Here is a 19,364-nt window from a genome sequence, read left to right as displayed (position 1 = left end):
CCCCCTGTCGCTACGCCCACTGCTCAGGCAGGATCGGACCATGACACTCTCGTCCGCCACCCCGATCTCCCCCATGCTCGCGAAGGCCGTCGACGGCGTGCCAGACCCCGCGACCGTGCCGGGCGGGCTCAGCTACGAGCCGAAGTGGGACGGCTTCCGCGCCATCGTCTACTTCGACGGCGAGACCTGCCAGATCGGCAGCCGGGGGTCCAGGATGCTCACCCGCTACTTCCCGGAGCTCGAAGCGGCCTTCCTCGAACAGCTCTCGGCGCCGTGCGTGCTCGACGGTGAGATCGTCGTGCGAACCGGCGAGCCCGGGCACGAACGACTGGACTGGGAGGCACTCTCCGCCCGCATCCATCCGGCCGCGAGCCGCGTGCTCACGCTCTCCCGGCAGACGCCGGCGGCGTTCGTGGCGTTCGACCTGCTCTCCCTCGGCGACCGCGAATACCTCGACGAGCCGTTCAGCGTGCGGCGAGCGGGCCTCGAGACGCTCGCCGCCGAACTGCGCGACCCGATCCACCTCACCCGCTCCACCGACAGCGTCGACACCGCCCGCCGTTGGCTGGTGGAATTCGAGGGCGCCGGCCTCGACGGCGTCGTTGCCAAGCCGCTGGCCGCCGCCTACGCCCCGGGCAAGCGCCTCATGCTCAAGGCCAAACATCACCGGACGGCGGATGTCGTGGTGCTCGGCTATCGCCTGCATGCGAGCGGCAGCGGGGTCGGCTCGCTTCTGCTCGGCCTCTACGACGACGACGGGGTCCTGCGCAACGTGGGCGGGGCATCCGCGTTCAGCGACGCCCGCCGGCTCGAACTGATCGACGAACTCGCGCCGCTCGTGAAGCGGGACGACTCGGGCGAGTTGGTGAGGGGGGAGACGGAGCGCAGCCGGTTCTCCGCCGGCAAGGACGTGTCCTTCGTGCGGCTGCGGCCCACTCTCGTCGCCGAGGTGCGCTACGACCAGATGGAGGGCGCGCGCTTTCGCCACACCGCGCAGTTCTTTCGCTGGCGCCCCGACCGCGACGCGAGCTCCTGCACCTTCGATCAGCTCGAGCGCCCGATCGCCTACGACCTCGCCGAAGTCCTCTCCTAGGGCCGCGTGCGCGCCCGACTGGGCTGCACGCGCGGCGGCTCCCCCGGCATCTTCGGAAAGTCGGGCGGGAACGGCAGCTCGCCGAGACCGGCGGTCGCATCCCTCGCCCACCAGCCGAGAAGGCCGTCGATCGTGCCCGGCTCGTCGTGCATCCCGGCCCACGGGTCGCCCGTGGTCCTGAGCCGCTCTGGCACGGTCCCGATCGTGAAGCGTTTCGGATCGGCGTTCTCCATCTCATCCCAGTCAAGCGGGCACGACACCGGCGCGTGGGCGATGGCGCGCGGGCTGTATGCCCCGGCCATGGTGCGGTCCCGATTGGCCTGGTTGAAATCGAGGAAGATGCGTTCGCCGCGCTCCTCCTTCCACCACGCGGTCGTCACCTTCTGGGGCATCCGCCGCTCGAGTTCGCGCACGGCGGCGATCACCGCATGGCGCACCTCGAGAAACTCGTGCACCGGCTCGATCGGGGCAAACACGTGCAAGCCGCGGTTTCCCGAGGTCTTCACGAACGCGGTGAGTCCCGCCTCGGCGAGAATCGACCTCAGCTCGATCGCGGCGGGAATCGCATCGTCGAAGTCGGTGCCGGGCTGCGGGTCGAGATCGATGCGCAGTTCATCCGGATTGTCGGAGTTCTCGGCGCGTGACGGCCACGGGTGAAACACCACGGTGTTCATCTGGACGGCCCAGACCGCGCCGGCCGGTTCGTCGATCACGAGTTGCGGATGGCTGCGCCCGCTCGGGTAGACGACCGTCACCGCCCGCACATACTCCGGGGCACCCTTGGGAGGGTTCTTGGAGAAGAACTGCTCGCCGTCGATGCCGTCTGGGAAGCGCTGGAGGGACACCGGTCGGTCACCGTTCGACGTCACAAAGGCGGCGCCGACCTCCACGATGTAGCGGGCGAGGTCGAGCTTGGTGATGCCGGGCTCGGGCCAGAGCATGCGCCCGGGACTCGAAATGCGTACCTCCCGGGCGCCGTGCGGTCCGTCGACGGTGAGGGTGACTGCTTCGCTGGCCATGTGACCAACGTACTCAGGACGCGTCGACGCCGTCGACCCCCGCCATCCGCTCCAGCACCGCGGCGAGCAGCGCGCTCTGGGCGTCGGGAATCACATGGTGATTGAGGTAGATCCCCTCGAGCCAGGACTGCACCTCGTCGGCCGGCAGGCCCACCGCGTTCCAGTCCACGCCGGGCAGGGCGCGGGTCACCGGGTGTTCGGTCTTCGGGTCCAGCCAGGCCTCGGCGATCGGCTGGTCTGGGTCGTCCGTCCCCGGGGTCCAGAGCAGCACGATCGGGTGGTTGTCGCCGTCGATGTGCTCGTTGTCGACGTGTCCGGCCCCGAGCCAGGGCAGGGTGAGCAGCTCCCCCTCCACCTCCACCTCGAGCAGGTCGAGTTGGGCAGGCTCGGTCTCGCAGACGTAGATCGAGTACCCGGCATCGTGCCAGGCGCCCGCCTCCTCGATCTCATCCATCAGATCCGGCATCAGTTCGTGAAAGCCGAGGGCGAGGGTCGTGCCCCACTCCATCAGCACCGCGGTGTCCTCGGCCGGCCACGGGCTCGTGTCACTGGCCTCGTCCTCCCCGCGGTGAAAGTGGTACGCGACGTCCGACCCTCGGCACTCCAGGTGAAGCTGACCGTCGTCGAAGGCGACATAGATCGCGCTCGTCGCCTCGTCGTCGTCCCAGTCGGCGAACAGCTCCGGCTTGGAGAAGCGTGGGGGCAGGGCGACGGATGCCGCACGCTTTTCGCCGAGGTTGAGCACGGCGCGGAACCGCGTGCTCGGCAGGCGCAAGCTGAAATCAGTCACAGAGTCGGTTTCCCATCGGTCGGTACCCTATCGAGGGTACTGGTGCGCGGGCGGCGGAAACGATCGGGTCGGCCGACAGTGGGCGTTTCCGAAGCTCCGGCGAAGGTGTGAATTGCCGCACAGTCCCCCCTCAGGGCTTGCACGACCGCGGCGGATGCGGAAGCGTGGCCCCCTTCAACCGCAGGCAACCGAGAGGGAATAACCATGCTTACACTCACGCATTCAGCCAGCACCGCCGTCAAGACCATCGCCGAGCGCAATGCAGACGCAGACGCGGCGGGCCTGCGCATCAGCACCGAGCCCATCGGCGGCACGGAGTTCTCCGTCGCGATCACCCCGGCACCGGAGCCCGACGACACCGTCGTGGAGAGCGACGGGGCCAAGGTCTTCCTCGAGCAGAACGCGGCCATCGCGCTCGACGGCAAGATCCTCGACGCCAAGACCGAGGACGACGGCTCCGTCCACTTCGCGATCAGCGACCAGGGCTAACCAGCAGCCCCGGCTTCGCCCTCGGGCGGGGGTGGGACCTTCGGCACGTCTCCACGTGCCATCGGCGTCCTACCCTCTACCGAGGGCCCTCTGCTGTGGGCCGGCCTCGGGCACCCGAGAGAAAGAGGAGATCGCCATGGGATTCATCGAAGACGCCAAGGAGACAGCGGAGGCCGCCGCCACGCGCGCAGCCCGAGCCGTGGAGGACGCCGTAGACACGGTGGAAGACAGGGCCGCCGAGCTCAAGGCGGACGCGAAGGTGAAACAGGCCGAGGCGGAGCGCGAGTCGGTTAACCGCCGCAACGAGGCCAAGGAAAAGCTGCGCGGCGACTGAGCCGGCATTCACCGGCCGAGGTCGTGGGCCGGTTCCGGACGGTGCACCCCTCGGGGGCGATAGCCGAGTGATTCGGCGATTCCCACGAGGTCGGCGAGGTACCAGACGGTGGCGAGCCACATTTCGGTGCCCTTGAGACCAGGCACGTGCTCGACGGCGTTCGGCTCGCTCAGCGGAGCGAACCGGAACCCGAACCCGGCATCCGGCATCCACTGGCCGAGAATCCGGTCGATGCTCTCGGCGGCGAAGGCGCGAACCTCCTCGCGACGATGTGCCGTGTGCCGCGCCAGCCAGAGCGGATGCGCCACGTCGAGCATGTTGCAGGCGGTCGTTCGCCCCGGCCCGAAGTGGCGGTCGTCCGCGCGGCGGCCGAACACCGTGTCGATCACCCGCTCGGCGCGCGGAATCGGCAGGCCGAATTGGGCGAACGTGCCCCGCGAGGCGCGGTAGATGCCGTTCACGGGTTGCAGGAGGCCGCCTGACAGCCGTGCCGCACTCCACATCCCGGTGTCGCGAGAGGCGTGGGTGTGCAGCCAGCCGACCAGGGTGTCCAGGTTGCGCCGCGTCGCCCGATCGTCGCCGTCCCCCCGTGCCAGGTTGCGGAACAGGGACGTGCCGAGGCTGTCGATCGCCGCGCCGGACGACCAGCCGGCCGACGCCCAGGGCTGGGTCTCGCAGAACTCGACGATGTCGGCCTGGGTCATCCGCGCGACCGCTCGGATCGGATGCTCGAGGCTCGACCCGAGGAGGTCGAGCGCGTAGCCGTGGCTCAGCAGGTGGTATTGGGCGGCCCCATCGGTGAATCCGGTCGGAGCTGTGCCGTGGCGTCCGTCGCCGTCGACATCCGGTGTGAGGCCGGTGACGGGGTCCTGGTTCTGGCGCAGCCTCCGGATGTGCTCGGCCGCATCCAGTTGCACGGGCGGACGCCCGTTCAGCAGCATTCCGATCTCCACGGCGTCGCGTGCGGGCGCAGCGACGCCGGCGCACCCGGTGCGTCGACGTAGCGGCCGGGGGTCTCGCCGTTCGCCGAGAGAACGTCGGGTTCCCAGCTCCTCTCGATGATCGCGTCCGCGTGCGCTCGCGCGCGGTCGGCGAAGTCAGCCAGACCGCCGGGCGAGCCCGTCGTGCGGCGCCGGCGTCTTCGGCGCCCGGCGATCCCGCAGGAAGCGCGCCGGATTTCCGCCGACGATCGCCCACCCGGCCTGTGACTTTCGGCGCTCTTTGGCGGCATTCTGTGATCGTTAGGTGGCGCGCATCGAGCTGACTCCACGAGACTCTGCAGCTGGCCCGCCGTCTCGTATCCCATGCGTTTCGAGACGGGCGGATTCAAGCGGTGTCTGCAACACCGGTTTTGATTTGATGGGTTCGAGATTAGCGTGGCGAGGACTTCTGCTGGGGTGAGGTAGCCGTGGCGTTTGCGAGGGCGGTGGTTGAGTTCCGCGGCAACGTTTTCGAGGATCCCGGGTCCGTGGAAGGACAGGTCGGTGCCCTTCGGGAAGTATTCGCGCAGGAGCCCGTTAGTGTTCTCGTTGCTGCCGCGCTGCCAGGGCGAGTGCGGATCGCAGAAGTAGATCGGCATGCCGGTCGCCATGGTGATCTCCTGGTGTCGGGACATCTCCGCTCCCTGATCCCAGGTCACCGACCGGCGCAGCTGTTCAGGAAGGGTATTCATCGCCGCGATCATCGCGCCCGCGACGGTGCGGGCGGTGTGGTCGCCGGGGAGGTGTAGGAGCATCAGATACCCGCTGGTCCGCTCGACGAGGGTTCCGATCGCAGACTTCGTCGATGTCGAACCGATGATCAGATCACCTTCCCAGTGGCCGGGAACGGCCCGGTCTTCAATCTCGGGTGGCCGGTCGGAGATCATCACCATGCCGCGGAACCGTTGCGGGCGCGGACCAGCGCGCGATTCGGTAGTAGCGCTCAAATCGTTCCTGGCATTCGACGTGGGGTCAGACGAATCAGCTTTCCCAGGCGTTGAGGTACGGCAGCCGCTGGGCGGCCGGCCGGCCCAAGGGATTAGGTCCGCCGACGACGATTGCGGTTCACTTCACCCGGCAGATGATCTCGCCGTGGAGAATGGAGAACCAGCCGTCATCATCTGTTGCCCATTTCGTCCATGCGCCGCTGATTTCTTGCAGCTCCATCTTTGTGGCAAGGCCGGAATCGGTGATTTGACGCGCGATCGCTGAATTTACGATGCGGTCAGCCCACATTCCTCCCCACCAGGCACGCTCGGTCGGGGTGGCGTAGCACCAGGTGCTTGAAGTTGCCGTGACGTCAGTGAGCCCGGCAGCGTGAGCCCAGGAGAGTAGCTGGCGTCCGGCATCCGGTTCACCCCCGTTGGCGCGGGCGGCGGTTCGGTAGAGATCGAGCCATGTATCAAGTTCGGGCATCCGCGGCCACCAGCAGAATCCGCTGTAATCGCTGTCGCGCACTGCCACGATGCCACCGGGCCGAGTGACGCGAGCCATCTCGCGCAGGGCTTGGACCGGATCGGCGATGTGCTGCAACACCTGATGTGCGTGAGAGACGTCGAAACTCCCGTCGTCGAACTCGAGGGCATGAATGTCCGCGACTCGGAAGTCGATATTGGCCGTGCCCCGCTCCACCGCAGTCGCCTGGGAGAGTTGCAATTCATCAGGCCCAATCTCCGTTGCGGTGACCTCCGCGACAAGTCCAGCAAGATCCGCGGTGATCGTGCCAGGACCCGCTCCAACATCGAGCAGGCTATCGGTGGACCGCAGCAGCGGAAGCAAATACGCGGCGGAATTCTCCGCAGTGCGCGAACGATGGGACCGCAATACGGATTCGTGATAACCGTGTGTGTAACCCGCCACGGGACCTCCTTCAGATCGTCGAGTTCTTCAATCTTCAGTCTCTGCGGAAGGGTGGCGGGTAGGAAGACCGTAGTCTTCCTATGAGCCCTGCACCCACCCACCGGGCGGATTCCGAGGAGGTTGCTCCGTGTCCAACGAGCTTGGCGAATTCCTTCGGGCCCGACGTGCTGACGCCAGCCTGGGGTCCCCGACCCGCCACGAGAGCGGCCGACGACGCGTCACCGGCCTGCGGCGAGAAGAGGTCTCCACCGCCGCAGGGATCAGCGTTGACTATTACACGCGTCTCGAGCAAGGCCGCGAAAACCACCCCAGCGACGCCGTCTTGGACGCCCTCGCCCGAGTACTCCACCTAGCGCCCGACGCCACAGAACACCTCTACCGCGTTCGCGGACCGAACCCTTCGCTAGCGCGAAACCCGCATGGGGATGAAGGCTTGCTCGCCGAGCGCATGGCGACCTTGGTTGAGGCAGTTCGACCCAACCCCGCATATGTCTTAGATCGGCTGAGCAACATGCTCGCAGCGAACCCCGAAGGACTCACACTCTATGACGGCTTCGCAGACATCTCACCCCGGCAGCGGAACACCTGCCGCTACCTGATGACCAACCCCCGCGCGCGAGAGATCTTCCTCGAGTGGGAAGAGATCGCACGCGGGGCAGTCGCCCACCTTCGGGCCGCCAACGCCGACAACCTGCACGACCCCGAACTGCAGGCGCTCGTTGCGGAATTGCGTGAGCACAGTGCACTTTTCGAGGAATGGTGGAGCGAGCACATCGTCGAGCGACGGCGCACCTCCATCAAGCACATTCGCGCGACGGACGGCGACACCATCGCTCGACGATACGAAGTGCTCCACCTCCCCGAAGACGGGCTCCGCATGACCCTCTGGCTACCGGGGACCTAGGAAGTGCCCTGGCGAACATCCCGGCTTGCTGCCCGCAAGCAGGACGATCAACGGGCCGCAATTCACTGTGCTTGCCGAGACAGATTTGAGCGCCTTTATCACTTCGGCCGGTGCCCGCAGGCGGAACCCCTTGCGCTTCATAGGCGGCGGTGAGAACGCGAAATTCACCCCCGCCCGAGTTCAGGCGCCCCGGGGGGCGAGTACGAATATGTTGCCCGTGATCAGCTGGACGGCAACCAACGCCAGTGTCACCGCCAGGCGGGGCCACAGAGTTCGGCTCCAGTTCGCGACCAGAATCGGGATTGATCCGATGAGCGCGCTGACGATGTAGTTCTTAACCGCCCCTGCGTACAACGAGTCGATCTCTGATCTATTTGCACGGTAGTAGCCGAAGTCATACACCCAAACTTCGAAGAACCACATCGCTGCGCAGACCAAAACGCCAAGTGGGAGCGCCCAGCATAGGTGGCTCCTTTTCGGAGGGGACCGGTAGAGCTCCTGCAGTTTCATCTAGTGCGCTCCAACCACACCGGCGCCAGATCCGGTGAAGCAACCCGCAGTGACCTTGCCATTGACATCAACTGTCCCGTCGATTGTGAGCTTTCCGGCGGCATCGACACTGAGCAGTGACGAACTCAACGTCGTGTTGTTCGAGAGCGAAACGTTGCCGGATGTGCTGCATCCGCGCGGGCCGGTCGTCACGAGACTGACCCGGTGCACTGCTCCGTCCCCGGAGACGAAGCTCGTCCCGTTGATCGTCGAGAACCCGTTCGCATAGATCGTCAAATCACCCCTCAGTTTCACGGTCATTGATTGCAAGGCAACTGTGGCACATCCCGAACCGGTCGCGTCGACCAGAGTGTTCCCGGAGATCGAAACGGTTGACCCATTGACGCTCGATCCCCACGACGCCATCGTGCATCCTGGGTTTGAGGTGAGCCCTTGCGACCAGCTCGGGGCGTTATTGGCTTGAGCAGTCTGGTTCATCAACTGGGTCCAGGTGAGTGTCTGGCCGGTCGTGTAGTCGGCCGGGGTGGTCTGCGGCGGCAGGTCTCCCGACACTGCCGGTACCGTGGAGCCCGGGTAGGCGTCACCGCCCAGAGCTCCAGTCGTCTTCAGCTGTGCGACAGTCTGACCGTCGTTTGAGCTGAAAGTGCCGCCCGCGACGGCGTCCTTTCCGATGGTCGCTGTGGACTGCATTGAGATGTCACCACCTGCGATCACGCTGCCGGTGACCTTGGGGGCCGAGTTGAGTGTGAGGTTACCGCCCGCGTAGACCGATCCCTCTCCGGGCATGTACTTCGCCCCGAGTCTGGAGTCCGCTATTCACTACCCGGTGAGAGAGTTGACGAGCAGACTTGTCTGCGTGTCCCTCACGCCAGGGATAGCTCGTATCCGTTCCAGAGCCGCATCGAACTCGGCCATTGTTGATGCTCGGAGCTGCACGACGAGGTCCCACGTGCCTAGTGTCGAGTGCAAACGCTCGACTTCGGGGAAGCCTCGGATGGTCCGGACGACATCCTGCCCGCGTTGGGGCTCGCTGAGGACGAGGGTGATCGCTCGAACAGAGTCGCGGTCGATCTCATCGCTCAACCTGATGGTGAACGACTCGATCACGCCCGAGCGGGTGAGCGAGTCTATGCGGGCCGTCACTGTGGATCTGTTGACACCCAGCTCGCGTGCGATGGCCGCGACAGGCGTCCTTGACTGGCTGCGTAACAGGGAGATCAGCTGTCGGTCAAGGTCGTCAATCACACAATCAGCCTAAGCGCGCCCGTCACACTGATTAACCAGACCGCAGTCTGTATGCAGTTTGTCGATTGCGCGACCACATCGATGGTCTCTAGCGTGGGCATGCGCCACGTTCGGTGCGCCGACTGACCCATAAGGACATGCAGTGCCTATCGCTCTCACCCACTTCGCCGCCCGCGCTGGCGACCACAACGACCGCGCCATGCAAGCGACCCCGCTCCTCACAACCGTCCTCGGGGAGCGTCTTCGCATCAACGCCATGGTGATCGGCGAACCCCAACCGGCGCTCTCTGCGAACTGGGATACAGAACTCGCCTCTGCGCTTCCTGCATTGCTACAGATGTCCGCCCACTACGACAGGCTCCTAACTGCTGGTCAGTCCCCGGTGACGGTACTCAGCCGGTGCGCCGTAGCTCTGGCTACCCTGCCCATGGTCGCCAAGCACCGTCCCGACGCCGTGGTGGTCTGGTTCGACGCCCACGCCGATCTCAACACCCCACAGAACTCAAGCACCGGATACCTCGGCGGGCTCGCGCTAGCCGGGCCGCTTGGGCTCTGGAACTCGGGACTGGGAAGCGGGCTCGCGGAAGCGAACGCGATCCTCGCCGGCACGCGAGACATCGACCGCCCAGAACAAGACGTCATAGACGCAGGCCGCATTGCCCTGATACCCGTCGATGAGGACATGGCAGGGAATCTTCTGCGAACGATCGCAGGCCGGCCCGTCTACGTCCACGTCGACTGCGACGTCCTCGAACCAGGGACTGTACCCACCGACTACGCCGTCCCCGAAGGCATGTCCCTTGCGCAGCTGTCCGCGTGTGCCCGAGCCCTTGCCCACACTGAGGTCGTGGGGCTCGAAATCGGCGAACTTGAAACCGCTGGCGTGCGACATCGTCTAGCCTCGGACGAGCCAGCGCGACTCGTCACCGGCGCCCTAGAACCGCTGCTCCGAGCCCTCGCGCGATAGGGGCCTTCTCGTCCCTCCAGTCCTGCCGCATGTTTGGTGCCAGGAGAATGTTGCTCGGGTAGGCGTCGAGCTGTGCGCCCGTAAGACGGAACCCTCAGCGGGCAGCCCGAAAACGGAACGCTTCCGGCCGCTTGACGCGGCCCGCTCTCCAAACAAGTGCCCGGCCGGAAGGCGAACGTCGTCGACTAGGTTCTTGGGCGCGTCCGGATGCTGGCCCGACAACCAGTCATCGAGTAACCCCAATGCCATCCCCATACAGCTCGACACCTCCGCAGCGGTATTGTCCGGCGACTCTGGCTGAGCTCTATCAAGCAGTCGGCCCGCGAGCTCCGTTTGACTATCGGCGATCGCGGCCACCACCAGCATGAGAAGTGCGGTGGCCTGATCCCGGCGGGCATCGACCGGAGTAAACGGGTGCGGTGGTCGGCTCGATCGGCCACGGGTGGTTCTATGATCGCATCGCGATCGCATCGGCCAGAGCGTTTTCGACCGAGGTGAGGGCCGAGTACCCTGCGATCGCCTCCGCCATTTCGGCTGCTCGGCCTCGGAACTGCGGCTCTGCGAGCACGCGGTGTGCGGCGTTCCGAACGGCCTCGGCTGTTGGTTTGCCGGTGCGCAGGTTGATCCCTGTGCCTGACCAACTCACCCGGGCCGCGACCTCGGGCTTGTCTTCGGTGTCTCCTGCAACGACCATGGGCACTCCGTGGCTGAGCGCGTACTGAACGCCGCCGAATCCGCCATTCGTCACATACACGTCGGTGAGCGGCAGCAGTAAATCGTAGGGCAGAAATTCTGCCAGCCGAACGTTAGGGGCCACAGGACCGACGTCGTTGATGGGACGGCCTCCGGTGCTCACGACGACAATGACGTCACTGTCGGCTAGTCCCTCGACTGTCGGACGGATCAGCCGCGTCAGGTCGTGGTTATCGATGGTGCCCTGGGTGACGTGGACGACGGGCCGCGAACCGTCCAGTTCGCCCCACCAGTCAGGCATCGGCATCTTGGCCGGCAGTGGCAGCACCGGCCCGACAAAGCTGGTGTTCGCGGCGAGATCGCTGCGAGGGTATTCGAACTCTCTCGCATTGAGCTGAAGGAACCTGTCGTAGGCGCCGGAAACGTCCATGATGAACTGTTCAAGCGGCGGCCCACCGATCGCGGCAAAGATACGCTCCGCTGAGCGTTGTGTTTTGCGAAAGAGCACTTTTGCTGCCAGCAGGTTGAGGCCGCGGTTGCGAAGCCTGCCGAGCGCGCTTGAGGAGGGCGCCAGGCCCATTCCGTATGGGGCGACATCCCGGCTGGACTGACTGAGCGGGACCACCCCCACCCCGAGGACGGCTGGCCGTACCGCGGCGCCGTCAAGGAGTAGCGGCGCTGCTCCAACGAATGCCGAGTCGACGAGGATCGCATCCGGCGCATCGGCCTCGAGGATCGCCCGGACGGCCGCGAACTGGGCAGGAATGGTGTTCACGAACATGGTCTGGATGTCGTATTGAATCTGGGCGAACCCACGGTATTTCGCCCGGTCGGGGAGATGGCTGTCGAGGTCCCGGTCGTCGAAGTCCGCAAGACCCGACAGCGCCCGGAACTCGATCCCGAGAGAGGTTACCTGATCGGCGAAGCGGCTCCCCGTCAGGACAATCACCTGATGACCGCGGGAGACGAGATGGCGGCCGATGCCGAGCATCGGTGCGACATGGCCGAGAACCGGCGTGCTGCAGATCAGGTAAGTCGCCATCCGAACGCTCCTGTATAATTCGCTAGAGCGACACTCTAACCGACTTTAGGAGCGAATGTGTCAATTTCCCGCACATACAATTCGAGCGTCCGGGACCGCGACGCTGCCGAGACTCGGGAGCGGATCATCACCGCGGCGGGACGCTTGTTCGCTCGCGACGGCTACTTCGCAACGCCGATGCGGGCGATTGCGGCAGAAGCGGGCGTCTCGGTGCAATCGGTGCACCTGGCCGGGCCGAAGTCGTCCCTGCTGCTCGCGGCGTGGGAGCACGCGTTCGCTGGCGACGAAGGCGCACACTCGCTACTCGAACGCCCGGCAATGGCGCAGATCCTTGCCGAGCCGGACTCGACGGTCGCACTGACCCGTTTCGTCGCGTTCGTCGTCGAGGCCAACGCCCGGGGGGCCGGCATCTGGCGTGCCATGCGGACGGCGGCCGATGCCGATCCCCAAGTGCGGGCAGCGGCATCCGCCCAGGATGCTCGGCGCCGAGCCGATCTCGCACTCGGCGCCGGCTGGTTCGCAAGCCGCGGGCTGGTCGACCCCTCCAACCAGAACATCGCCGCAGACGTGCTTGGTTTCCTGACCGCCGAGGAATCATTCCTCTACTTCGTCGAGGACTCCGGATGGCCTCTAGAGCGCTATCAAGAATGGTTACTACAAAGCATCCAACTGCTGATCCTCGACGGCCAGCCGACTCGAATGAGCTGATTTTCGGGGCCTACGTAACGGTTGGGCTGCTTGAAATCAACATGGGTAAGCGCCCTAGTCGAGCCTGGATGTGGGCACTAAGCGATGGGTAAGTTGCAGACCTGAAAGCTCGCAGGTCCTGGATTGAGGACCCGTTTCATCCGGACCCCCTACGCGCGCTGCCTACATTTCACCCACTACTTCATCGCGTTTTGCCGACGAGAGTCGACACCGCGGTGGGTCAATGTGCTCCGATCAATTGGGCCAAGTTTGAACCGCCAAGGCGCTCCACGCCCGGCTGACCGTTGCTCCTAACGTGTTCCCGTATCAGGAACGCCTACCGCCCGTCATTTGCATCCGAAGTGCGACAATGGCCGACATGAATGAGGTCGAGGTCGTCGTCGCCCATCACGAGCGAGTGACAGTGCGAGTCGGAGACTCGTTCTTGAAGATCGACGCTGATCCGACGAACACTGACACCGAGGCTGAAGCTATGGCGCTTGCCCCGATCCCCGACTCCGCAGATCTTGTGGCGGAAGCCGCACGTCCTCGCACTCGCCGCGCTCCCGGGATTCGCGCTCGGCCGTCTCGGCGAACCATCGACCGCCTCCTCAGCGGCGTGGGCAGCGGCTGGCGCCGCCGTACGGACGCTCCACGACGCACCGCTGCCACCATGGCCCGCCAAACGCCACGAGGGCGCCACAGCGGACCTCGACGGTGAATGCGAGTGGCTCGTCGCGAGAGACGTCCTTCCGGCCGATATTGTTACGCGCAATCGCCAGATTGCCGAGGCCACGTTCCGGCCGTTTGCCCCGGTATTCGTGCATGGCGACCTGCAGAGTTCCCACGTCTTCATCGACGGTGACGTCATCGTAGGCGTTATCGACTGGTCTGAGGCAGGGCCGGGTGACCCCCTTTTCGATCTCGCCACGTTGACGCTCGGACGCGAGGAGCACCTCGAAGATGTCATCGCTGGCTACGGAGGCGACGCGGACCTCGACGTGATTCGGGCGTGGTGGTCTCTGAGAAGCCTGCTGGCGATTCGCTGGCTGATTGAGCACGGCTTCGACCCGTTCCGGCCAGGTTGCGAGATCGACGTGCTCAGGTCCCGAATGTGACACCAGGCGAGAGCCTGGCCGCCACGAGCGCTGCTCTGCCGAGGTCGAACGGACCAGCTCTTCGTATGGACCGGATGCCGGACCTTCGACAGACTCCGAATCGATGACATCTTGGGGAAGGTCGTGGGGTAGGCCGATTGCGCTTGGGTTTCATGCCAGCGAGAACCACTCGGAAGAAGTTCCTGGTCACGAAATCAGGAAGCCCCAGAATCCAATCAAGAACAGGCCAAGGCATACAAAAATGGCCCCGACCGCAGCGACCGATCCCGGCGACACCCGCCATGACGGCTTGCGAGCAGCGGGAAGGTTCGATGCAATCCTCCGACGCCCCAGAATCCAGAGAAGGCCAACTGCGACTTCAAGAAGTCCACCCAGCAGTGCCGCGACCTTCACCCCGATCCCCTTAGTTCGATTCGGCTCACTAGCCGGACCATTATCACGAGCGATGCGGAGCGAGGTTTCTGCGAATCGTCTTCCACTTTTCAGCAGGAGTTGCGGCGCCGCCGTTAGGTGTCGTAGTCTTCCCCGTCCCAGGGCTCGTAGTACGCGATGAAGTCGCCCGGCTGCACATTGATGGAGACCTCTTCGTCTCCAATGTTCTCTGGGACAAACCCAAACGTCACCCCTTCAACGTCCACCGCGAAGGGCTCGACCTCGATCGATTCGAGGACGTAGTTACCAAGTCTCTGAAGGGCGAGATTCATTGCTTCCTCTGAGCCAGCGGCGACCGCCTGCATCAGCGGGATCCCCTCTGGTCGCCTCACAGCGTCGACTTCCACCGACTCGAAACTTCCGTCCGCGTTCCAGAGGAACAGCCCGATGAACGACGTCACCCCGGCCGTGTCGCCACCGAACAGCTCATTGCTCAGGAAGAACTGCTTACCGTCGCCCGTAATCCCCGCATAAGGCACGTGGTAGTCGTCTGGGATGATCCGGAAACGCCTCGGCGTCCCGGGAGGAAATGTAGATCGGTCCGCTGGCATGAGGCCACTGTATGGCACGGCTCATCACCTCCTCGGCATAGGCAGGCTGTCTACTTCCGCTTAAGCCAGTGGCGAACTCAGCGTGCCTCGCTGTGGTTCCGGCCGTAGCCGGGACGGCCCGCGCGACAACTCTGGGGCCAACCCCCGCAACGACCGAACGTGCCGATGCTGTGTCTTTTGGGAAGGGCAATTGGGACTCCCTCACACGGATGGCTGCCTTCGCTAGATCTCGTGATTTGAAACAAGGCACACCGGTCGCTGGGAAGACTAGGCTGACTCTCCACGCCTTCGTGGAAACAGAAAGTTGTCGCCGTGGCAAGTCTCGAGACAGCCCACGCGTTCCCCGATGAGATCGTCGCCAACAATCTCGAAGTTATCGAGAGCCTGGCAGCATCAGCGTTTCTGAGTACCTTGCTCAGCCCCATACCTGTCCAGTTCGAGGGCGCAACGCTCATCGTGCCACGGCGGGTCTACTATTCCGTTGAGCTGGTCGATGCCGCAATCGGAGGTTCGGACGACGGCGCGATCGTTGCCGCCTGCCTCGGCGCTAGAAGCCATGACGGGTACTTGCGGCAACTAAGCATTGAGGCACTGTTGCGCGAGCCTCGCCCATGGTCGGTCCCGTATCTCGTCGAAGCCGTTGGCGAATACGTGGTGGAGATCCTGCAGGTACTCGAAGGTCGGCTACCAGGGGAATTCGGGTCGCACTTTGCCGCCTATTTGATTGCGAACGAGGATCACTTTTCACGACTCTGTCGACAGTGCGTGAGCTACTGGAACGAGTTCGACAGGTACAGGTATGAGGGGCTGTATCCAGATTGGAACACCTATCCGGGCGCACGAATAATTGCCGACCTCACCGCGACAGCGCAAAGCCTTGAACCGAGCTTCGGCTCCGGCCTTGAGAATGTCCTTCCCAACCGGCGGGCGCTCAGATCGCGGCGAGACTAGCCACTGGCGCGCTCGCCACCGATGACGGCGATTGATGTGTCTTCATAAACGCACGCACCAGCGTCCGCAAGCCGGACCCTTCGCGGGCGATCCTGGGCGCAGGGAAGCGCGCTATCCGGTTATCGGTCCCACTCCTCACTGGAGTAGACCGATCGATACGAGCATTACAAGCAGTGATGCCCAATCCCCGCGAGGGGAATCCACCAAGTCGGCCGAGCGCGCTTGTATTTCCGGACTTAGCCCAACACATATCACTAAGACCGCAAGTACCCCGAGGAGAGCAACCCACCCGGAGAACTTGATCAGTGCGAAATTCAACCCGCTCCCCCGGGTGCATGGATTGAACAGTCGTGGGTTCCGAGAGCTGATGACGGCCGATGGCAGCCCAACATACGTCTCCGGTTGAGCTCCGCCAGTGCGCGGTTCCTATAGCCCCAAGTAGGTGATGTGTGGACGCCACCTCGCTCGAGCACGTCAGTGACGCGGACTACCGCCGGATCTGAGCGTAGTCAGAACTGGATGCCGCCGAACGGGATCGTGGGTAGGAAGGGGATGACCGACGGCGCGCGCCCCCACCCGAAGACGTAGGAGACTGCAACCGCAAGCACGATCGCCGCGATCAGTCGCACCCACCACGGGTGGAACCATGGTGGGATCGTGATTGCGGCGATCACCAGCAGTGCGCACAGTATCGCGAGGCCGATGCCCATTACAAGGTTCGCCTGCTGATCCGGCTCGTGCGAGCCGAAGCATCCGCCGTAGCCGCACCAGCCCAACCGGGCCGCAAACCAGAGCGGGTATCCGATCAGAAGCGCGAGCGGCAGCGTCCAGATTAGGTGTAGCGCCGATCTGCTGAATCCCGTCCGATTGTTTGCACCTGCTGTTTTAGCCAAGGTTCACTGCCCCCGACGTGGCGAACGCGTCTGCCTGGACAATCTCCTCAAGATAAAGGGCCATGAGTAAAGATTAGGAAAACGCCATTGCAAGGACAAGCAAATACATCCCGATCAGGGAACCCCTAACGGCGAACGCAAAGTGGACCATGGAAATGTACTGGCCGTCGATATAGTCGCGATGAGATCGCGTAGGCCAGAATAAAGAGATGTACTCAATGTTTCCGATTCTGCCCCTCTTGATTTACGCACCGTTGATTGCGCTTCTGGTCATAGGGATCTGGGTTGGAGTGCTCGGAATCCGCGCGCTGAACAAATACTTGCGCGCACCGACAACGGAAACGGAACCGCCGCTTTGATCAGCCACCTCGCGCGTACCGCAAGTGAACCGTCTTACGGGCCACTTTCGGCCGATTCCAGTGTCTATATCGGAGGTTCTCGCCAATGACGCCAAGAGGTCTGTTTGCCCGCACCACGGATACACCGATGAATGCGACGTCCGCTCGCACGCGGTCCGCTGGGCGCGGCTGGATCTTTATCCTCGTCGTATCTATCGTCTCGTGGTTCTTTCTCGCTCCATGGTTTTGGGTGGCATTGACTGCGGTTTTCGTGATCTCGTATCGGTTTCTTGGACGCCGTTGGGCCGACAGGGACATGTTGGCCGACAGGGACGTGTTGTCTGAGAACCAGCATCGGTCCCCACCGAACCCCAGGCATCTCCTGTGGGCGCTCCCGCTCGGCATCCTGGTCTGCGCAGCGATGTGGTACTTCGAAGCTGGGCTTTATCACTACGGAGAGTTCTACCGGGCGAGTAGAGCAGAAATCGAAGACTTCTACTCAGGATCGGTCAAGAACTACATCGTCAGCGCGCTCATCGGATCGATCCCCATTCTGGCCGCGAACTGGAGCCGAACTCTGTGGCCCCGACTGGCGCTGACACTGGCCTTGGTCGCAGTCCAGCTGATCACGGGCAGCATATTCCTACTCGCCCCACGGTCCGCTCTATGAGAGCCGCCCTACCCTATAGAGCCATCCGACTGTTGGCCGCTGGGGAAAGTCGGCCAGGATGCCCGCAAGCAGAACGGCTTGCGGGGCAGGTTCGCCGCGAAGGCTGTCCGCTCTGGAACTGAGCGTTTGGGATACTCGAAGGATGGTCGACGTCACGCTCACCCTGTCCTCTGGCTCGGCGGTACTCCGGCGTGCTACGCGAAACGATTTGTCGGCAATTCTTGGGCTTCTCGCAGATGATCCGATCAGTGCCTCCCGAGGCGACACCGGTCGATCGGAGGACCGTCCGGCATACGAGCGAGCTTTCGCCGCAATCGATGAAGATCCGGCCCAGCAGCTGCTTGTCGCGACGTCGATTGAGGGCGAGGTGCTTGGCACGATGCAGCTCACCATCATTCCAGGACTTGCTCGAGTCGGGTCCTCCCGCTTACAGATCGAGGCCGTCCGGGTTCGCTCTGATCAGAGGAGCCGCGGAATTGGCGGAGCAATGATTCGTTGGGCTGTGGACAATGCTCCGACTTTCGGTGCCCAACTCGTTCAGCTCACCTCTGACGCCGCACGCGTCGATGCGCACCGGTTCTATGAACGGCTCGGCTTTACGGCGTCGCACGTGGGATTCAAGTACGCAGTGCCGGAGATCCGCTGACAAGGCTCAAGTCCGAGCCACCAACGGCTTGCGGCAGATCCCTTGCCGTTCCACGCCGCTGCCGAGCGGGCCGATGCTGTGTCACTTGGGAACGGTCTGCGAGGCAGTTCCCTCCAGTCGAACCGCTTTCGAGACGGCTAAGTGATCTAATCAGGGCGCCGCAGACGACCGCCGCTAACGAAACCGCCCAATGGACGCCCAACCGTTCCACCTCGCATTCGCCTCAGGGAAGTCGGCTCCCTTACGAGGCGATGTTACGGCTGCTGCCCGGTCAAGATCACGATCGGGCCCGCTCAGCAGACACAACAGGTAGACCCAACTGGGACTAGCGAAATAGGGAATTTGGGCTCGCCCTGGAGAGCAGTAGTCGAGGGAAGGTCAAGATGGAGAATCAGACCGCAGCAGCTCCGGGCTAATGAAGCGGCTCGCGTCGAGAACTTCGATTCCTACCAGTAAACCCTCAGCGCTGAAATCTAGGTTGATCATCCCGTTGATCTCACTCGGATCCACTGGAATGGTTCGGGCTACGCCGCGTGCAGGGATCTCTCCAACAAGATAGATGTATGCCGCGTCAACGTCTGCATCGTAGGTCACCCTCATGGTTTCGCTGCCTTCAGGTTGTTGATGTATTTGAGGCTGGCATCCTTGATCACAGTCGTGACCTTCCCACTCACCGAGCCGAGGAAGATGCGCGTCGTCGAATCGTAGTAGCCAGTCTTCCAGACATTTTGGTGTAGGTACTGGAAGGAATCTTGAGCCAGTGTAGCTTCAGCTTCATCGATCGAAATCCCTCGCTGCGTCAAGCGTAGTGCGGCGTGCTCAGACACTTCGAGCGACGTCGAACCAGCCCGAAGCGACATAGTCGCTTCGCCAGCGGCATTCACCGCGAATCGAGCTCCACCGGTTCCCGTAGCAACGAGCCCGCCGCTGATCGCGCCCATCGCCCCGGCGATTCCGCCAACTGCTAGCCCAGTCCACACTGATGCGAAGGTATGGAACCCGTTCGTGGGGGTGTAGCACTCGATGTTTGGTACGAGTGCGTGGCGCCACAGTTCACTCCAGCTGGAGGCACCCAACAGGGTGAGGAGAGGGTTGTAGGTGATGGTGTCGGCGATGCCGTATGCCATGTTGGCGAAGTTGTTGCCGACTTGG

At 63.8% G+C, this 19,364-nt stretch carries 22 protein-coding genes and 1 pseudogene; 10 read left to right on the top strand and 13 right to left on the bottom strand.

What is annotated here, in order from left to right; all coding sequences use genetic code 11:
- The first annotated feature begins 40 nt into the window (after nucleotides 1–40).
- A complete protein-coding gene (locus tag VIM54_RS04775) occupies nucleotides 41–1,093 on the top strand; it encodes an ATP-dependent DNA ligase (protein WP_331899612.1) in 1,053 nt (350 codons plus the stop codon).
- On the opposite strand, the gene ligD is transcribed toward VIM54_RS04775, so the two are convergent.
- Together ligD and VIM54_RS04765 are read right to left on the bottom strand one after the other, a co-directional pair.
- The gene (ligD, locus tag VIM54_RS04770) at nucleotides 1,090–2,112 is read right to left on the bottom strand and encodes a non-homologous end-joining DNA ligase (protein WP_331899610.1); all 1,023 of its coding nucleotides are present in this window, start codon (nucleotides 2,110–2,112) and stop codon (nucleotides 1,090–1,092) included. The genes VIM54_RS04775 and ligD overlap by 4 nt on opposite strands.
- 13 nt (nucleotides 2,113–2,125) lie before the next feature.
- Nucleotides 2,126–2,902, bottom strand: a complete 777-nt coding sequence (locus tag VIM54_RS04765; RefSeq protein ID WP_331899609.1) for a hypothetical protein — start codon at nucleotides 2,900–2,902, stop codon at nucleotides 2,126–2,128.
- A 204-nt stretch (nucleotides 2,903–3,106) separates the two neighbouring features.
- On the opposite strand from VIM54_RS04765, the gene VIM54_RS04760 reads away from it, so the two are divergent.
- Both VIM54_RS04760 and VIM54_RS04755 read left to right on the top strand, forming a co-directional pair.
- Nucleotides 3,107–3,391: a hypothetical protein gene (locus VIM54_RS04760; RefSeq protein WP_331899607.1), complete on the top strand. Its 285-nt coding sequence runs from the start codon at nucleotides 3,107–3,109 to the stop codon at nucleotides 3,389–3,391.
- A 136-nt stretch (nucleotides 3,392–3,527) separates the two neighbouring features.
- A complete protein-coding gene (locus VIM54_RS04755) occupies nucleotides 3,528–3,725 on the top strand; it encodes a hypothetical protein (protein WP_331899605.1) in 198 nt (65 codons plus the stop codon).
- Between the two features lie 8 nt (nucleotides 3,726–3,733).
- Here the strand turns inward: VIM54_RS04755 and VIM54_RS04750 are convergent, their stop codons facing one another.
- The 3 genes and pseudogenes from VIM54_RS04750 to VIM54_RS04740 all read right to left on the bottom strand — a co-directional run bounded on the left by VIM54_RS04750 (nucleotide 3,734) and on the right by VIM54_RS04740 (nucleotide 6,565).
- Nucleotides 3,734–4,666 (bottom strand): hypothetical protein, encoded by a 933-nt coding sequence (locus VIM54_RS04750; protein WP_331899604.1) that lies wholly within the window; start codon nucleotides 4,664–4,666, stop codon nucleotides 3,734–3,736.
- Between the two features lie 425 nt (nucleotides 4,667–5,091).
- Nucleotides 5,092–5,598, bottom strand: a pseudogene (locus VIM54_RS04745) (IS30 family transposase); the annotation flags it as partial.
- Between the two features lie 172 nt (nucleotides 5,599–5,770).
- Nucleotides 5,771–6,565, bottom strand: coding sequence for a class I SAM-dependent methyltransferase (locus tag VIM54_RS04740; RefSeq protein WP_331899602.1), 795 nt, complete (start codon nucleotides 6,563–6,565; stop codon nucleotides 5,771–5,773).
- Nucleotides 6,566–6,692: 127 nt separating this feature from the next.
- Between VIM54_RS04740 and VIM54_RS04735 the strand changes: the two genes are divergently transcribed.
- A complete protein-coding gene (locus VIM54_RS04735; RefSeq protein ID WP_331899600.1) occupies nucleotides 6,693–7,469 on the top strand; it encodes a helix-turn-helix transcriptional regulator in 777 nt (258 codons plus the stop codon).
- A gap of 510 nt (nucleotides 7,470–7,979) precedes the next feature.
- Here the strand turns inward: VIM54_RS04735 and VIM54_RS04730 are convergent.
- Together VIM54_RS04730 and VIM54_RS04725 are read right to left on the bottom strand one after the other, a co-directional pair.
- Nucleotides 7,980–8,765: a hypothetical protein gene (locus tag VIM54_RS04730; protein ID WP_331899598.1), complete on the bottom strand. Its 786-nt coding sequence runs from the start codon at nucleotides 8,763–8,765 to the stop codon at nucleotides 7,980–7,982.
- A gap of 33 nt (nucleotides 8,766–8,798) precedes the next feature.
- Entirely contained in the window at nucleotides 8,799–9,224 is a 426-nt protein-coding gene (locus VIM54_RS04725) for an Lrp/AsnC family transcriptional regulator (protein WP_331899596.1), read from the bottom strand.
- 142 nt (nucleotides 9,225–9,366) lie between these two features.
- Between VIM54_RS04725 and VIM54_RS04720 the strand changes: the two genes are divergently transcribed.
- Nucleotides 9,367–10,191, top strand: coding sequence for an arginase family protein (locus tag VIM54_RS04720; RefSeq protein WP_331899594.1), 825 nt, complete (start codon nucleotides 9,367–9,369; stop codon nucleotides 10,189–10,191).
- Nucleotides 10,192–10,639: 448 nt separating this feature from the next.
- Here VIM54_RS04720 and VIM54_RS04715 read toward each other — a convergent pair whose 3' ends face one another.
- Nucleotides 10,640–11,926 (bottom strand): nucleotide disphospho-sugar-binding domain-containing protein, encoded by a 1,287-nt coding sequence (locus VIM54_RS04715; protein WP_331899593.1) that lies wholly within the window; start codon nucleotides 11,924–11,926, stop codon nucleotides 10,640–10,642.
- A 57-nt stretch (nucleotides 11,927–11,983) separates the two neighbouring features.
- On the opposite strand from VIM54_RS04715, the gene VIM54_RS04710 reads away from it, so the two are divergent.
- Nucleotides 11,984–12,634 carry a TetR/AcrR family transcriptional regulator gene (locus VIM54_RS04710; protein WP_331899592.1) on the top strand — a complete coding sequence of 217 codons (651 nt, stop codon included), beginning with the start codon at nucleotides 11,984–11,986 and terminating at the stop codon, nucleotides 12,632–12,634.
- Between the two features lie 506 nt (nucleotides 12,635–13,140).
- Nucleotides 13,141–13,731, top strand: coding sequence for a phosphotransferase (locus tag VIM54_RS04705; protein WP_331899590.1), 591 nt, complete (start codon nucleotides 13,141–13,143; stop codon nucleotides 13,729–13,731).
- Between the two features lie 186 nt (nucleotides 13,732–13,917).
- On the opposite strand, the gene VIM54_RS04700 is transcribed toward VIM54_RS04705, so the two are convergent.
- Both VIM54_RS04700 and VIM54_RS04695 read right to left on the bottom strand, forming a co-directional pair.
- Nucleotides 13,918–14,124, bottom strand: coding sequence for a hypothetical protein (locus VIM54_RS04700; protein WP_331899588.1), 207 nt, complete (start codon nucleotides 14,122–14,124; stop codon nucleotides 13,918–13,920).
- 113 nt (nucleotides 14,125–14,237) lie between these two features.
- Nucleotides 14,238–14,714 (bottom strand): hypothetical protein, encoded by a 477-nt coding sequence (locus VIM54_RS04695; protein ID WP_331899586.1) that lies wholly within the window; start codon nucleotides 14,712–14,714, stop codon nucleotides 14,238–14,240.
- A gap of 312 nt (nucleotides 14,715–15,026) precedes the next feature.
- On the opposite strand from VIM54_RS04695, the gene VIM54_RS04690 reads away from it, so the two are divergent.
- A complete protein-coding gene (locus VIM54_RS04690; protein WP_331899584.1) occupies nucleotides 15,027–15,665 on the top strand; it encodes a hypothetical protein in 639 nt (212 codons plus the stop codon).
- A gap of 509 nt (nucleotides 15,666–16,174) precedes the next feature.
- On the opposite strand, the gene VIM54_RS04685 is transcribed toward VIM54_RS04690, so the two are convergent.
- Entirely contained in the window at nucleotides 16,175–16,375 is a 201-nt protein-coding gene (locus VIM54_RS04685) for a hypothetical protein (protein WP_331899583.1), read from the bottom strand.
- Between the two features lie 669 nt (nucleotides 16,376–17,044).
- Here VIM54_RS04685 and VIM54_RS04680 point away from each other — a divergent pair.
- Both VIM54_RS04680 and VIM54_RS04675 read left to right on the top strand, forming a co-directional pair.
- Nucleotides 17,045–17,566 carry a hypothetical protein gene (locus VIM54_RS04680; RefSeq protein ID WP_331899581.1) on the top strand — a complete coding sequence of 174 codons (522 nt, stop codon included), beginning with the start codon at nucleotides 17,045–17,047 and terminating at the stop codon, nucleotides 17,564–17,566.
- A 142-nt stretch (nucleotides 17,567–17,708) separates the two neighbouring features.
- On the top strand, nucleotides 17,709–18,212 hold the full coding sequence (locus VIM54_RS04675) for a GNAT family N-acetyltransferase (protein WP_331899579.1): 504 nt from the start codon (nucleotides 17,709–17,711) through the stop codon (nucleotides 18,210–18,212).
- A gap of 378 nt (nucleotides 18,213–18,590) precedes the next feature.
- On the opposite strand, the gene VIM54_RS04670 is transcribed toward VIM54_RS04675, so the two are convergent.
- Entirely contained in the window at nucleotides 18,591–18,812 is a 222-nt protein-coding gene (locus VIM54_RS04670) for a DUF2283 domain-containing protein (RefSeq protein ID WP_331899578.1), read from the bottom strand.
- Nucleotides 18,809–19,364, bottom strand: a 556-nt coding sequence (locus VIM54_RS04665) for a hypothetical protein (protein ID WP_331899576.1), incomplete at its 5' end; no start/stop codon positions are given. The genes VIM54_RS04665 and VIM54_RS04670, both read right to left, overlap by 4 nt.

The sequence above is a fragment of the Lacisediminihabitans sp. genome (assembly GCF_036569425.1).
Classification (GTDB): Bacteria; Actinomycetota; Actinomycetes; order Actinomycetales; family Microbacteriaceae; genus Lacisediminihabitans.
The sequence above is the reverse complement of the archived record's forward strand: the minus strand, read 5'-3'. Positions and strand labels throughout refer to the sequence as shown.